The organism is Vogesella sp. XCS3, from assembly GCF_020616155.1.
Classification (GTDB): Bacteria; Pseudomonadota; Gammaproteobacteria; order Burkholderiales; family Chromobacteriaceae; genus Vogesella.
Window position 1 is genome coordinate 3654026 of the sequence record NZ_CP085530.1, and the last position, 14438, is coordinate 3668463.

The 14438-nt window shown below is 64.6% G+C and carries 16 protein-coding genes and 1 pseudogene; 5 read left to right on the forward strand and 12 right to left on the reverse strand.

The features are described from left to right. Positions 1–4: 4 nt before the first annotated feature. The 5 genes from LCH97_RS17460 to mpl all read left to right on the forward strand — a co-directional run bounded on the left by LCH97_RS17460 (position 5) and on the right by mpl (position 5002). Positions 5–775, forward strand: a complete 771-nt coding sequence (locus tag LCH97_RS17460; RefSeq protein ID WP_227302749.1) for a 1-acyl-sn-glycerol-3-phosphate acyltransferase — start codon at positions 5–7, stop codon at positions 773–775. Beyond that, on the forward strand, positions 735–1448 hold the full coding sequence (locus tag LCH97_RS17465; protein ID WP_227302750.1) for a M48 family metallopeptidase: 714 nt from the start codon (positions 735–737) through the stop codon (positions 1446–1448). Before LCH97_RS17460 ends, LCH97_RS17465 begins: the two co-directional genes overlap by 41 nt. Before the next feature lie 96 nt (positions 1449–1544). Beyond that, positions 1545–1934: a lactoylglutathione lyase gene (gene gloA, locus LCH97_RS17470; protein ID WP_017507195.1), complete on the forward strand. Its 390-nt coding sequence runs from the start codon at positions 1545–1547 to the stop codon at positions 1932–1934. A 208-nt stretch (positions 1935–2142) separates the two neighbouring features. Continuing rightward, positions 2143–3537, forward strand: coding sequence for a sodium:proton antiporter (locus LCH97_RS17475; protein ID WP_227302751.1), 1395 nt, complete (start codon positions 2143–2145; stop codon positions 3535–3537). Positions 3538–3622: 85 nt separating this feature from the next. After that, complete coding sequence (gene mpl, locus LCH97_RS17480) at positions 3623–5002, forward strand: UDP-N-acetylmuramate:L-alanyl-gamma-D-glutamyl-meso-diaminopimelate ligase (RefSeq protein WP_227305421.1); 1380 nt, start codon at positions 3623–3625, stop codon at positions 5000–5002. Positions 5003–5059: 57 nt separating this feature from the next. On the opposite strand, the gene LCH97_RS17485 is transcribed toward mpl, so the two are convergent. The 12 genes and pseudogenes from LCH97_RS17485 to LCH97_RS17540 form a co-directional block, all read right to left on the reverse strand. Continuing rightward, complete coding sequence (locus LCH97_RS17485; RefSeq protein WP_227302752.1) at positions 5060–6940, reverse strand: sensor domain-containing diguanylate cyclase; 1881 nt, start codon at positions 6938–6940, stop codon at positions 5060–5062. After that, the gene (locus LCH97_RS17490; protein WP_227302753.1) at positions 6937–7449 is read right to left on the reverse strand and encodes a hypothetical protein; all 513 of its coding nucleotides are present in this window, start codon (positions 7447–7449) and stop codon (positions 6937–6939) included. The genes LCH97_RS17485 and LCH97_RS17490 overlap by 4 nt, the downstream gene beginning before the upstream one ends. Before the next feature lie 3 nt (positions 7450–7452). After that, positions 7453–8298 carry a phosphoserine phosphatase SerB gene (gene serB, locus LCH97_RS17495; RefSeq protein ID WP_227302754.1) on the reverse strand — a complete coding sequence of 282 codons (846 nt, stop codon included), beginning with the start codon at positions 8296–8298 and terminating at the stop codon, positions 7453–7455. Between the two features lie 49 nt (positions 8299–8347). Beyond that, positions 8348–8800, reverse strand: a complete 453-nt coding sequence (locus LCH97_RS17500) for a DoxX family protein (protein ID WP_227302755.1) — start codon at positions 8798–8800, stop codon at positions 8348–8350. Next, positions 8797–9546: a DUF2063 domain-containing protein gene (locus LCH97_RS17505; RefSeq protein ID WP_227302756.1), complete on the reverse strand. Its 750-nt coding sequence runs from the start codon at positions 9544–9546 to the stop codon at positions 8797–8799. The genes LCH97_RS17500 and LCH97_RS17505 overlap by 4 nt, the downstream gene beginning before the upstream one ends. Beyond that, on the reverse strand, positions 9543–10391 hold the full coding sequence (locus LCH97_RS17510) for a DUF692 domain-containing protein (RefSeq protein WP_227302757.1): 849 nt from the start codon (positions 10389–10391) through the stop codon (positions 9543–9545). Before LCH97_RS17510 ends, LCH97_RS17505 begins: the two co-directional genes overlap by 4 nt. Before the next feature lie 108 nt (positions 10392–10499). Next, complete coding sequence (locus LCH97_RS17515) at positions 10500–10757, reverse strand: DUF2282 domain-containing protein (protein ID WP_370630710.1); 258 nt, start codon at positions 10755–10757, stop codon at positions 10500–10502. Between the two features lie 185 nt (positions 10758–10942). Beyond that, the gene (gene queE / locus LCH97_RS17520) at positions 10943–11584 is read right to left on the reverse strand and encodes a 7-carboxy-7-deazaguanine synthase (RefSeq protein WP_227302758.1); all 642 of its coding nucleotides are present in this window, start codon (positions 11582–11584) and stop codon (positions 10943–10945) included. A gap of 10 nt (positions 11585–11594) precedes the next feature. After that, a complete protein-coding gene (locus tag LCH97_RS18810; protein WP_304956733.1) occupies positions 11595–11867 on the reverse strand; it encodes a 6-carboxytetrahydropterin synthase in 273 nt (90 codons plus the stop codon). A 96-nt stretch (positions 11868–11963) separates the two neighbouring features. Then, positions 11964–12290 (reverse strand): annotated as a pseudogene (locus tag LCH97_RS18815) (6-pyruvoyl tetrahydropterin synthase family protein); the annotation flags it as partial. Positions 12291–12601: 311 nt separating this feature from the next. Then, complete coding sequence (gene queC / locus LCH97_RS17535; protein ID WP_227302759.1) at positions 12602–13297, reverse strand: 7-cyano-7-deazaguanine synthase QueC; 696 nt, start codon at positions 13295–13297, stop codon at positions 12602–12604. A 111-nt stretch (positions 13298–13408) separates the two neighbouring features. Beyond that, a complete protein-coding gene (locus LCH97_RS17540; protein WP_227302760.1) occupies positions 13409–14326 on the reverse strand; it encodes a diacylglycerol kinase family protein in 918 nt (305 codons plus the stop codon). Between the last annotated feature and the right edge of the window lie 112 nt (positions 14327–14438).

A 14438-nucleotide genomic window follows, 5' to 3' on the forward strand; every position in this document is an offset into this window, starting at 1 on the left:
TGCCATGCTGCTGATTCGTAACCTGATTTACTGGCTGTTGGTGGCCATCCTTACCCCGCTGTTCTGCGCTGTACTGTTTCTGTGTGCGCCATTGCCGCGTCGCCGTCGCCACCTGGTGGGCGAGAGCTGGGCTCGGGTGCTGACCTGGCTACTGTGGCATGTGGTCGGCCTGCGCTACCGTGTTATCGGCCAGGAAAACATCATTGATCAGCCGGCCATTATTTGCGCCAAGCACCAGTCGGGCTGGGAAACCCTGTCGCTGCAGGAGATCTTTCCGTCGCAGGTGTTTGTGGCCAAGCGCGAGCTGTTGATGATTCCGTTTTTTGGCTGGGGCCTGGCGTTGACCAACCCCATCACCATCAACCGTGCCGACCGAGCCAACGCCAACCGCCGCCTGCTGGAGCAAGGCCTGAACCGCAAACAGCACGGTTTCTGGATCAGCGTGTTCCCGGAAGGCACGCGTATCCGCCCCGGCCTGGCCGGCAAGTACAAGCTGGGCGCCGCGCGCATGGCGGTGCAGTTCGATATGCCCATGGTGCCGGTAGCGCACAATGCCGGCGAGTTCTGGCCGCGTAACGCCTTTCTCAAGCACCCCGGCGAGATCACCGTGGTGATCGGCCCGGCGCTGTTCCCGGCCGACTACGCCGGCCCCGAAGCCATGATGAAGGCCGCCGAAACCTGGATCGAAGCACGCCAGCGCGAGATCGGCGGCGTCGGCCCCTTTGCCCACCCCGATGAACGCAAAGCCCGCGCCGCTCAGCCTCACCCTGCCTGATGGCCCGGTAGCGGTGCGGCTCACGCGCCGCGCCCGGCAGAGCGTGGGCATACGCATACGCGACGGCGAGGTGGAGCTGATCGCCCCGCCAGCGGTATCGTTGGCCGCATTGCAGGACATTCTGGCCAGTAAGCGCGGCTGGATCATGGCGCATCTGGCGCGCCACCAGGCCGAAGCAAACCGGCGCGAAGCCAGTCGCGGTACGGTAATGCTGGCCGGCCATACGCTGCAGCTGGTGGTGGAAGAGGCTAGCCGCCACCGCGCCCGTATCGATGGCGAGGCGCTGCATATCGCCGGCCCCGGCTTGCAGCAGCCGGCCAGGTTGGCCGCAGCGGTGGTGGCCTGGCTGCAAAAACAGGCCCGCGAGAGATTTTGCAGCCGCTTGGCCGCGTGGGAAGCGCACGCGGCACGGCCACTGTCCGGCTGGGCGCTGTCGTCGGCGCGCACGCGCTGGGGCAGCTGTACCAGCCAGGGCATTATCCGCCTGAACTGGCGGCTGGTGCAGGCGCCACCGGCGGTGCTGGATTACGTCATTGCCCACGAGCTGGCGCATTTGCGCCACATGAACCATTCCCCCGCGTTCTGGGCCGAAGTGGAACGCCTGTACCCGGGCTGGCAGCCGGCGCGGCAATGGCTGAAAACCCACGGTGACAGCCTGTTCCGCTACGGTTGAACAGCCTGTTCTTGCTACCTGTCTTTAACTTTGCCTGCCTGTCCCCATCTGCCTGCTCTTGCCGCCATGCGGCCAACCTTATTGCCGGAGAACACCATGCGCCTGCTGCATACCATGATCCGTGTCGGCCAGCTCGACCGTTCCATCGCCTTTTACACCGAAGTGCTGGGCATGACCCTGCTGCGCCGTCACGACTACCCGGAAGGCCGCTTCACGCTGGCCTTTGTCGGTTACGGCGACGAAGACAGCAATAGCGTGATCGAGCTGACCCATAACTGGGACACCGACAGCTACGAGCAGGGCAACGCTTTTGGCCACCTGGCGGTGGAAGTAGCCGACGCCTACGCCGCCTGTGACGCCGTGCGCGCCAAGGGCGGCAAGGTGGTACGCGAAGCCGGCCCGATGAAGCACGGCACCACCGTGATCGCCTTCGTGGAAGACCCGGACGGCTACAAGATCGAATTCATCCAGAAAGGGACGCGCTAAGCGCTACCCGCCCGTGGCGTGATGGCCGCGGTCATCGCCAGCCCTTCTGCTATGCTGAAGGGCTTTTTTGCGTCTGCGGCCTGCTGCCGGGATAACGATTTTTGCTTTTGTGGCAAACCGATTCCGGAATTTATCGTTTAAACTGCGGTCACAAAACATTCTGTTACAAAAAAGAGCGGTTGTGACGCCGCCAGCACAAGGAGCCCTGATGACCCGTTTTACCTCTGCATTGCTGCTGGGCCTGCTACCCGGCCTGGCCCAGGCCGCCAGCCTCGATGGCGCCACGCTATCGCTGGCCTGGGGCCTGCCGTTTGCCGGCATCCTGCTGTCGATTGCCTTGTTTCCCATTTTTGCCCCCGGTTTCTGGCACCATCATTTCGGCAAGATTACTGCAGCCTGGACGCTGCTGTTCCTGCTGCCCTTTACGGCGACCTTCGGGCTTGGCACCAGTGCCGGGCTGGTGGTGCATGCGCTGATGGCCGAGTTCATTCCTTTCGTGGTGTTGCTGTTTGCGCTGTATACGGTGTCCGGCGGCATTCTGGTGTGGGGCAATCTGCACGGCTCGCCGGCGCTGAATACCGGCCTGTTGGCGCTGGGCACGGTGCTGGCATCGCTGATGGGCACTACCGGTGCCGCCATGCTGCTGATCCGCCCGCTGATCAAGGCCAACGATAACCGCCAGCACAATGTGCACGTGGTGGTGTTCTTCATCTTCCTGGTGGCCAACATCGGCGGGGGGCTGACGCCGCTGGGTGACCCGCCGCTGTTCCTGGGCTTCCTGAAGGGCGTGGACTTCTTCTGGACCGTGTCGGCCATGGCGCTGCCAGTGCTGCTGTCGGTACTGGTGCTGCTGGCGGTGTTTTACGCGGTAGATAGTTACTACTTCCGCAAAGAAGGCGTGCTGCCGCGCGACAAGACGCCGGACGCGCCGATCAAGCTGTACGGCCTGCGCAATATCCCGCTGCTGCTGGCGATTATTGCTGCGGTATTGTTGTCGGGCTTCTGGAAGCCGGGCATCAGCTTTGACGTGCTGGGTACCCCGGTAGCGCTGCAGAACCTGGTGCGCGACGGCCTGCTGCTGCTGATAGCCGCCATCTCGCTGAAGATCACCCCGCATCAGGTACGTGCCGGTAACGAGTTCAACTGGGACCCGATCCTGGAAGTGGCCAAGCTGTTTGCCGGCATCTTCATCACCATCGGCCCGGTGATCGCCGTGCTGCAGGCAGGCCAGGCCGGCGCGCTGGCGCCGCTGGTGGGCGTGGTGTCCGGCCCGGATGGGGCGCCGCTGAACGCGATGTACTTCTGGATGACCGGTATCCTGTCCAGCTTCCTGGATAACGCGCCAACCTATCTGGTGTTCTTCAACCTGGCCTCCGGCGATGCCGCCACGCTGATGGGCCCGCTGTCGCAGACCCTGCTGGCTATTTCGATGGGTGCCGTGTTCATGGGTGCCAATACCTATATCGGTAACGCGCCCAACTTCATGGTGAAGGCCATCGCCGAGCAGCGCGGCATCAAGATGCCGAGCTTCTTTGGCTACATGCTGTGGTCCATCGTATTCCTGCTGCCGCTATTCGTGCTGCAAACCTGGCTGTTCTTCTGATTCAGCGCGTAAATGCCGCCGTGGCCACCAAGCCACGGCGGCTTTGCGGTATGCTTCTGCCTTTCCCGATTTCTGTCTGCAGCACATCATGCATATCCACATTCTCGGTATTTGCGGCACCTTCATGGGTGGTATTGCCGCCATCGCCAAAGCCGCCGGCCACAAGGTGACCGGCTGCGACGCCAACGTCTACCCGCCGATGAGCACCCAGCTGGAGGCCATGGGCATCGAGTTGCTGCAGGGCTTTGGCGCCGAGCAGGCCGATATCGGTGCCGACGTGTTTGTGGTGGGCAATGTGGTGACGCGCGGCAAGCCGCTGATGGAAGCCATCCTCAACCGCGGCCTGCCGTATATCTCCGGCCCGCAGTGGCTGGCCGAGAACGTGCTGCACGATAAATGGGTGCTGGCGGTCGCCGGTACCCACGGCAAGACCACTACTAGCTCGATGCTGGCGTGGATCCTGCAGGATGCTGGCCTGGCGCCTGGCTTTTTGATTGGCGGCATTCCGCAAAACTTCGGCATTTCTGCCCGCCTGCCGGGTACCCCGGCGCAAGATGCGGCCAGCCAGAGCCCGTTCTTCGTGATCGAGGCTGACGAGTACGACACCGCCTTCTTCGATAAGCGCAGCAAGTTTGTACACTACCGCCCGCGCACCGCCGTGCTGAATAACCTGGAATACGACCACGCCGACATCTTTGCCGACCTGGCCGCTATTGAAACCCAGTTTCACCACCTGGTGCGTACCGTACCGGGTGAAGGCCTGGTAGTGGCCAATGGCCGTGAAGCCAGCCTGCAGCGCGTGCTTGAGCGTGGTTGCTGGACGCCGGTGGAAACCTTTGGCACCGACAACGGCTGGCAAGCCGGTGTGGCCGACGCCGACGGCAGCTTTGATGTGCTGCTGGATGGCCAGCTGCAAGGCCGCGTGGTGTGGGATGTTCCGGGCGAGCACAACCGCCTTAACGCGGTAGCCGCTATTGCCGCCGCGCGCCATGTGGGCGTGACGCCGGCCGTGGCCATCGACGCCCTGTCGCGCTTTCAGAGTGTGAAGCGCCGCATGGAAGTAAAAGGCACCGTGCGTGGCATTACCGTATACGACGACTTTGCCCATCACCCCACCGCCATTACCACCACGGTAGCCGGCCTGCGCCACAAGGTTGGCCGCAGCACGCGCATTCTGGCGGTACTGGAGCCGCGCTCCAATACCATGAAGCTGGGCACCATGAAGGCGGCGCTGCCCGGTTCGCTGCAAGACGCCGACGTGGTGTTCTGCTACGGTGCGGCCAACCTGGGCTGGCGCGTGGACGAGGCGCTGGCACCGCTGGGTGACAAGGCGCATTGCTTTGACGATATTGATGCGCTGGTGGCGGCCATCGTGGCCGAAGCCCGCACCGGCGACCAGGTACTGGTAATGAGCAACGGCGGCTTTGGCGGCATTCATGCCAAGCTGTTGGCCGCACTGGCCTAGCGCAGGTGCAGCACCAAAGCAAAAAGCCACCGCAAGGTGGCTTTTTTCATGCGGTAGTCAGTGCGGGCTATCCAGCGTAGGGAAGGCGCTTTCCACGCGGTTGCGGCCGTTGTGCTTGGCCTGGTACATGGCGTGGTCGGCTATTTTCAGCAGCTCCGACAGCTGGTTGCTATGGCGCTTGCGCTCGGCCACACCGGCGGAAAAGGTGATGTGCAGCTGGTGGCTGTCGATGCCAAGGGCTTGTGCGGCCAAGCCCTGGCGGATGTTGTCTATCAGGGCGTGGGCTTCGTTCAGGCCGTAGCCTGGCAGGGTAATGGCAAACTCTTCGCCCCCCATACGGCCAAACAGTGCCTCTGCAGGCAGTGCGGCGGTGATGAATTGCGTCATGCGCTGCAAGGCCACATCGCCGCTGGCATGGCCGTAGTTATCGTTGATGGATTTGAAATGGTCGATATCCAGTACCGCTACGCTATAGGGCTGGTTGTCCAGCCGTGCCAGATCCAGTGCCTTGCCGGCACCGGACAGAAAGTGCCGGCGGTTGGCAATGCCGGTCAGGTCATCACAGGTGGCGCGCTGGTACAGCTCGTGCTGGGTGGATTGCAGCTGCGACAGTGCCCGTTCGGTTGCCTGTTTTTCTTCTTCCAGCCGCTGGGCGTGCAGCAGGCGGTCGGTAATGTCGACAAAACTGAGCACATAGGCGCTGCGCTCGCGGAACAGCAGGGCGCGCATGGACAGTACGCTCCACAGCCGTTCGCCATGCCGCGTATTGAGCTCTACCTCGCGCTCGCTCAGCTGCTGCTGTTCTTGCAGCAGGGCCAGCAGCTGGCGGTATTGATCCGGCGAGGTAAACAGGCTCTCCAGCGTGCGGCGGTACAGCGCCTGGCGGGTGTAGCCCAGCAAGCGGCTGGCGGCTTCGTTGGCCGTAATCACGATCTTGTGTTCGGCATCGATCAGCAGCACGCCTACCTGTACGGTGTCGATCAGGGTCTGCTGGTCGCGCTGTTCTTCGATGAGCTTGCGCAAGCGGTCGCGCAGGCTGTTATTGGTGAGTGTCAGCAGGTGGGTGGCCTGGTTGACCTCTTCGCTGCGCTGCAGGATGAACCCCAGCCTGCGGCCAACCCTGAGCAGAATGATCACCAGGGTACCGCTCATCAGCGTGGCGGCCCCGGTCAGGTACAGGGCAAACAGCACAAAGGGTTCGGCGTAGCGCTGCGGCGGCAGGTGTACGCTCAGGCGCAAAGGCACGCTGGCCAGCTCGGCCTGGGCCTGGCTGGTATGCAATAGTTTGCTGTCCAGATAGCTTTCCAGTTTTTGCGGGCCGTTGCCGTGGGTTAGCAGGGCATTATTGCTGCTATCGGTCAGCAGGATATGGGGGTCATCGGCCAGCAGGTCGCTATCGAGTAGCTCGCTAAAGCGCACGTAGCCGGTCAGTGCCGCCTGGCAGCCGCCCTGGTCGCACTGCGGTACCACAATCTGCAGGCGCTCTGGCTCGCGCGGGGTGCTGGCATCCAGCAGCAACAGTTTGCCGTCTACCGGGTGTTGCTCCAGCAGCTGGCGCACGCTGTCCTGTGCCGCAGTGTCGAGTGTGAGGAGCTCGCCGTGTAGCTGTTGCTGCTCCTGATTGTCTACCAGCCACAGGCGGCCGCTCTCCAGCGGGTACAGGCCGCTGGTCTGGCGGGCCAGCCCGTCGCCAGGCTGGCGATAGAGCAGCATGTCTTCACGCAAGGCTTGCAGGCGGGTGTCGATACCGCGTACTGCCTGGTTCAGCCAGCTGTGCTGTTCGGTATGGATGCGCTGGCTGGCAAAGCTAGCCCGTTCGCTGAGGGTTTCTACCACCACCGACCACAGCAGCAGCAAAAACAGCGCCGATAGCACGGGCAGCAGCCGGCTCATGCGCAGGGCGCTTTGTTCTGCCTGTTGCAGGGTGGGTGGCGTCATGCCTTGCGTCCTATGGCCTGACGGTGGCGGCGGAATACCCAGCGCTCCCAGTCGGCCTGGGTCTCTGCCAGCTGCGTACCCCAGCTGGCGTGAACGGCGTACCCCTGGCCTGCTGGCTGGCATTGCAAGACCGTAATCGGCAGCTGCAAGGTGAGCGCGGAAGGCATACGCGGCTGCAGCGAGATGATGCCGCTACTGCCTATGTCTAGCGGGGCCGGGTGCAGCCAGCACAGGCTTTCCAGCCCGATGCGACAAGGTGTGGGGGCGCCAGCCTGCGGGTAGCGTTGCTGTAGTGCCAGCTCCAGCGCCAGATCCAGCTTGGCTTCCAGGCGCTGCAAGGTGCCAGCCTGTTCGCTGCTGTCTGCCGGGCTGGCCAGGATGGACAGGGCCAGCCGTGTGCCAAGCAGTGCCTGCGCCATGGCTTGCGCATCGGCCTGGGGCTGGTAGGCCAACGGCAGCTCGGCATCAAAGCTGACAGTGTCCAGCGGTAGCAGCAGGGGCATGGACATGGTTTACAGGAACAGTTTGCGGATGCCGTCCAGCCCGCTGACATTCAGGCTGTATTGCGCCTGGGCTTTCACTACCGGCTTGGCGTGGGTGGCCACGCCTACGCCGGCTTCGGCCAGCATCAACAGGTCGTTGGCACCGTCGCCCATGGCGATGACTTGTTCCGGCGCCAGACCCAGCTCGCTGCGTTTTTCGATCAGCAGGCGGCGCTTGGCTTCAGCGTCCACAATATCGCCCACCACACGGCCGGTAAGTTTGCCGTCCACTATCTCCAGCTGGTTGGCGTAGGTGTAATCCAGCCCCAGCTCGGCTTTCAGGCGCTCGGTAAAGTAGGTAAAGCCACCGGATACCAGCATGAATTTCACGCCGTGCTCGCGGCAGGCGGCCAGCAGCTCGCGGGCGCCGGCCATCAGCTGCAGGCGCTCTTCGTATACGCGGGCCAGCGCGGCCTCAGGCAGCCCGGCCAGCAGCGCCACGCGTTCGCGCAGCGATTGCGAGAAGTCCAGCTCGCCGCGCATGGAGCGGGCGGTGATGGCGGCGACTTGTGGCTTCAGGCCCTGCATGTCGGCGATCTCGTCGATGCACTCGATGGTGATCAGCGTGGAATCCATATCGGACACAATCAGCCCGAAGTCGGCAAAGCGGCGGCTGCTGTCTACGTAGTTGGCGTCCACGCCCAGGCGGCTGGCGCGTTCCAGCACCAGCTCGCGGCGCGCTGGGTTGGCCGCAGCCAGACGGGCGATGCCATCGACAGGTGTCACCGGCTCGCTACCGGCCAGAATGGCCAGCTCGGTGACGCGGGCAGAATCGAGATGCGGGGCTTGCAGAACCAGGGTAGGGCTGACGCTCATGATATCGGTGGCAGGGTGATGGATGACTGCCCGCGATTATGCCACGCCATCAGGCAAACCGGCGTTTGATCAGCCCGTCCAGTGCCAGCTTGCCGGGGCCGCTAGCCAGCAATAGCAGCAACATCAGCCCCCACTGCAGGTGAAACTCCAGCGCGCTGCCTTCCAGCGCGTGCCAGTAGCTGACCACGGCCATGATATTGAGCACAAACAGCCCCAGCGCCGCAAAACGCCCGGCCAGGCCCAGCAGTAGCAGGAGCGGCAGCAGCAACTCGCCAGCCGTGCCCAGCGCCGCCGCCACCGCTGGCGACAGTAGCGGCACGCGGTATTCCTCGGTAAACAAAAAGACCGTGGTGTCCCAATCCTGGATTTTGGTAAGCCCGGACAGGAAAAACACCCGTGCCAGATACAAACGCATGGCCAGCAGGGCGACGGGTTGCAGCCAGCCATCCAGCGCGGCGGTGACGGGCTGGCTGCGGCGCAGCAGGGTGGTGATGGCGTTCATGATGGCTCCTTGATGGTGGACAGTACGCCGTGCTGCAGTACCAGCAGCAGCGCGGCTTGCAGGTCGAAGTCTGGCGCGGCGGCCAACCCTGCCGCACTGGCATCGTCCAGCGTGGCACCGCGCAGCAGCGCCTGGCAGAAGGCCGCCTGGCCGGGTGCCAGCGTGTGCAGCTGCATCAGGCCATCGCCATTGCGCCACAGCAGCAGCGGCTGCGCGGTGGCCATGTCCACCGCACAGCCGGCGGTGGCCGGCTGGTGGTGGGCGTGGATGTCGGCCAGCGGCCACGGGCTGTCCAGTACGGCGCAGGCCGGGTGGCAGGCAAAGCTCAGACTGCCCCATTGCGGCTGCGGGATGGCGGCCAGCGTGGCGATGGCCAGCGGCGTGGCGTCCGGTGCGTAGTAGCCGCGGTGCAGTGCCCACTCCAGCCGTGCCACGTCCGGCAAGTAGCCGATGGACGCCGTATGTTCGAAGGTGGCGACAAAGCCGGCAAAGCTGCCGCCGTAGCGGTGCAGGTTGCCGCTATCCGACGGTGTGGCTTTCACGTATGCGCGGCTTAGTGCCTCGAAAAACTCCTCACCCAATAGCTGGCGGCAGATCGGGTACACCAGCGCCAGCATCTCCATCAGGCCGACGCGGTAGTTATTGCGGTACACCGCCAGCGCGGCGGCGGGAAAGCGCGGGTCGGGCTGCCACTGCGGCGTGGTGATGGCGTCCAGCAGCGCGTGTTGCCAGGCGGTTTCGTTCATGCGGCGGCCTCCGTGTGCTGGTCGAGTATGGCCTGTGCGGTAGCGGCTTCGGCCAGCAGCGTGTCCAGCGGCGGGATGTCGATGTCCCATTCGATCAGGGTTGGCCGCGCGCCGAAGCGGGCGATTACCTGCCGGTACAGCTGCCACACCGCCGGGTATACCGGGCGGCTGTGGGTATCCACCAGTAGCGTGCTGCCGTCGTCAAATGTGCGCTCGGTGTAGCCGGCCAGGTGGATTTCGCCAATCGCGTGCGGCGGCAGTGCAGCCAGGAAGGCGTCTACATCGGTGCCCAGGTTTTGCTGGTTCACGTACAGATTGTTCACGTCCAGCAGCAGGCCGCAGCCGGTGCGCGCCACCAGCTCGGCCAGAAACTCGCCCTCGTGCATGTCGTTGCCGGGGTAGGCCAGGTAGCTGGACAGGTTTTCTATCAGCAGCGGCCGGCGCAGCGCGTCCTGCGCCTCGGCCACGTTGGCCGCCACCAGGTCCAGCATGGCGCGGGTGTAGGGAATGGGCAGCAGGTCGTTGGCAAAGCGTTGGCTGGCGTCGTGGTTGAACGACAGGTGCTCGGATACTGCGGCGGCGGGTACCGCGTCCAGCAAGCGCCGTAGCGCAGCCAGGTGGGTGGCGTCGGGGCGGGCTGCTGCGCCCAGGCCCAGGCCGACGCCGTGCAGCGATAACGGGTAGCGTGCGGCCAACTGTTGCAGCATGGCCAGCGGCTGGCCGCCGTCAAAGAAGTTTTCGCTGTGCAGCTCTATCCAGCCCAGTGCCGGCTGCTGGGCCAGTACCTGGCTGTAGTGGGGGTGACGCAGGCCGATGCCGGCGCAAACGGGAAGGGGGGCAGTCATGGCAGGGTACCCGGTAAGAAACGGAAACGGGGCCGCAGCCCCGTCTGGTTCCAGCGCCTGCCGGCACGGTGCGACTCGTGTGCCTGCAGGCTTGGCGGCTGGGCTGGCTTACTTCTTCATCGGTTCCAGCGTGCCGTTCATCTTGGTGCAGCTGCCTTTGGCCACGAATTTCCATTCGGCACCGTCTTTGTCCATCTTGGCCTGGCCAGCACAGCTGTGGCCGTTGGCGGCGCAGTCGTTTTTGCCGGCCATGGCGATGCCGTAGCATTTTTCCTTGTCGGCAGCAGCGGCCGGGGCGCTCACGGCAGCCATGGCGATAGCAGCGGACAGAGCAGAAACCAGCAGGGTTTTGGACGTAGCGGACATGGTGATTCTCCTGTGTTGAAAGTGGGTTTGGAACGCGTGTTGTATCGCGTTACCAGCTTTAGTCGGCCCACATTGCTATTCATTACACACTGCGGTAAAAAAAATTTCGAGTGTCTTTTTGTGTGGCGTGTGTGACGGCGGGCAGCAAAACAAAACCCCGTTTGTATGGCAAACGGGGTTGAGCATTAGCGGATGTTGACGACCTTGTGCGTCTGCACCGATAGCCGCCAGGCCGGGTGAGCCATGCACCAGGCGATGGCTTCACGGGTGTTCTGGCGTTGCAGCGGGCTGTCCATTGGCTGCAGGTACAGGTGGTCGAACTGCAGGTCGGCCGGTAGCTCGCCGGGCAGCAGCGTGGGCTGCGGGTAAACCAGCTTCAGCTCGTGGCCGCTGCGCTGTACCCAGTCGGCGCCAGCCTTGGGGCTGACGCAGATCCAGTCGATGCCGCGTGGCGCGGGCAGGCTGCCGTTGGTTTCTACCGCTACCTCGAAACCCAGCGCGTGCAAGGCGTCGATCAGCGGCTCGTCCAGCTGCAGCAGCGGTTCGCCCCCGGTAAACACCACATAAGGTTGGCCGCCGGTGGCGCCCGTGGGCCAGGTGGCGGCAATGCGTGCTGCCAGCTCGGCAGCGGTGGCAAACTTGCCGCCGTCGGGGCCGGTGCCGACAAAGTCGGTATCGCAAAACTGGCAGATGGCTTTGCTGCGGTCTTCTTCGCGCCCGCTCCACAGGTTACAGCCGCTAAAGCGGCAGAATACCGCCGCACGGCCGGCCTGGCGGCCTTCGCCCTGCAGCGTGTAGAAGATCTCTTTTACGGTGTAGTTCGCCATAGTTACCCCCTTACAGCAACGGCCACTGCATGTCGCCACGGAAGGTCAGCGACACGCCTTGTTCCGGGGTTTCCATCAGGTCGATGCGCGACAGCTCCGGTACCAGCGGTTTGAGTTCGCCGTGTACCCACTCGGCCACGCTGCCGGCGTCGGCTGCGCGGATGCCGCTGAGCTTGTCCAGCGGGTTGTGGTCCAGCTGGCGGTAGATGGGCTTGAAGCGGTCTTTTACGTCGCCAAAGTCCAGCACCCAGCCCATCACCCGGTCCACGCTGCCTTGCAACATCAGGCGGATCAGGTAACTGTGGCCGGTGTAGTTGCCGGCGGCGTCGAACGGCACCGCGCTTTCAAAGTGCTGCTCTTTCCAGATACGGTAGGTGTGGCCGTCGAACTGGCTGCCGGCGGTGTGCGTCTCGCGCACTTCCACCCAGGCCAGGCCGGCCAGGCGCGGCTGCAGCTGCTGGTACAGCCAGGCTGCCATTACCTCGCTGGTGGGGTTTTCCAGGCCGGGGATGTCGTTCAGGTAGCGGTGGTTCAGCTGCGCAAACAGCGGCGGCCAGGCTTGTAGCAAGATGTCGTTCAGCGAGGCATGGCGCGCGTCGGCCACAATGCGCACGCCAAAGCCGTGGCCGTGCAGGCGGCCGCACTTGTGGCCGGGCGGTACGTGTGGCAGCTGGTGCGCGGCTTCGAAACGGGTATCGAAGTACACGTACTCGCGGCCGTCTTCGCCCAGCAGCACGCCACGGTCCGGCGCGCTGGCCAGGTGCAGGCTGCCAGGTTGGCCGCAGGCGGCCAGCAGGTGGCGGGCCAGCGACAGGTCGCTGGCGTCGGCCAGGTGCTGGCTGATATTGCCGTAGTGGAACGGCGCTACCGCTTGTTGCAGCGTGCTTTGCAAGGCGGGCAGGGTGTCCGGCAGCGCGGCGGTGCGCAGCTGCACGCGGAAGCTGTGGCCGTGCTCGCCCACGCCCGGCAGGGTGCGCGCGGCTTCAAAACCGGCGCCTAGCAGATGATGGCGGGCGTTCATGCGGCACCTCCGGTACGTACGACCAGCGGGTCGGCCACGCCGGCTTCGGCAAAGCCCTTGGCGCGCAGCTCGCACGACGCGCAGCGGCCGCAGGGTGGTACTTCGCCGTTGTAGCAGGTGTGGCTCCAGGCCATGGCATCCATGGCGCCCACGTCCTGCGCCAGGCGCACGGTGTCGGCCTTGCTCATGAACATCAGCGGCGCGTGCAGGGTAACGCGGCTGTCCATGCCCAGGCGCAGTGCCAGCTCCAGCGCTTTCAGGGTGTTTTCGCGGCAGTCCGGGTAGCCGGAATAATCGGTTTGCGCTACGCCGGTCACCACGTGCTCGATGCCACGGGTGTAGGCCAGTGCCGCAGCAAAGCTGAGGAACACCAGGTTGCGGCCGGGCACGAAGGTATTGGGTAGTGCGGTGTCGGCGTCGTCGCGGGCGCCTTCTTCCGGTGCGATGCTGTCGTCGGTCAGCGCGTTGCCGCCGATGGCGGCGAAGGTGTCGATCGGTAGTACGGTCTGGCGCACGCCGGCCAGCTGGGCGATCTTGCGCGCGCAGTCCAGCTCCACGCGGTGGCGCTGGCCGTAATCAAAGGTCACGGCTTCTACGTTGGCCGCGCCGAATTCGCGCAGCGCCCAGTACAGGCAGGTAGTGGAGTCCTGGCCGCCGGACAGGACGACGAGCGCTTTGGGTGTCTTGGTCATGGTTCCGTCGAAAAACAGTCGAGGTTATTCAGCATAGACGCACACGGGATCGGTCTCACCCGGCGCGAAAAACCTGCCATTATACCCTAGGCGGTGTCTGGCGTGGTGCTGTCAGGCGGGTAAGCGCCGCAGGCAGCGCAGCGCGGCTGGTACCAGCTCGAAGCGCACCGGGGCGTGGCCGGCCAGCTCGCCATCCAGCTCCAGCGGGCAACGCGCCGCGTCGCCCTCTACTTGCAGTACGCGGCCGCGCAGGTAGCGTACGCGCGGGTCAGCCAGCGGGCGCGCCTGGCGCAGCTGCGGTAGCAGGCGGATGAAGTCCAGGCTGCCGGCGTTATCGATCAGCACCACTTCCATCATGCCGTCGTCCAGCAGCGCCTCGGGGGCAATGCCCAGCCCGCTGCCGAAAAAGCGCCCGTTGGCCGCCGACACACAGGTAAAACGCCCATCGATCAGCAGCCCGTCCAGCGTCAGCCGCATGGCTTGCGGCTGCCAGCGCAACAGCGCGCTGCAAACGGCGCTATAAAACGCCAGGCTGGCCGGCAGCCGCGCCGGCATGGCTTTGACGCGGCGCACGATATCGCTGGTGATGCCGATGCTGCCGATATTGTTGCACCAGCGTACGCTGCCGTCGGCCAGCGTGACGCGGATCAGGTCCAGCGCGTGTACCTGGCCGGCCGCCATCAGCGCCAGCAAATCCGGCACGCTATTGCCGCTGCCCAGGCTGCGGGCGAAGTCGTTGCCGGTGCCGGTGGGCAATACCGCCAGCGCCACTTGCTGGCGGGCGGCTTCCGCTACGCTCATCAGGCCGTTGACCACCTCGTGCACGGTGCCGTCGCCGCCGACGGCTACCACCCAGCGTGCGCCGGACAGCGCGGCTTCGCGCGCGTAGCGGGTGGCGCTGTCGGCACTACTGGTCAGCAGCACGTCCACGTCGAAATCGGCACGCAGCGGTGCCAGCAGGTGTTCCGGCAGACCCTGCGGGCAGTGGCGGCCGTGCAGGATGAAAACGATGCGGGACGGGTGGGCCATGGCAATGTTCAGGGCAAAAGGGGATCACCCATTATGCGCAAAAGCAGGCCAGGTGCCCACGGTGCGATCGGGCAGGGTTGGCCGCGTGGGGGCGGGTGCCACGGTAGTGCCC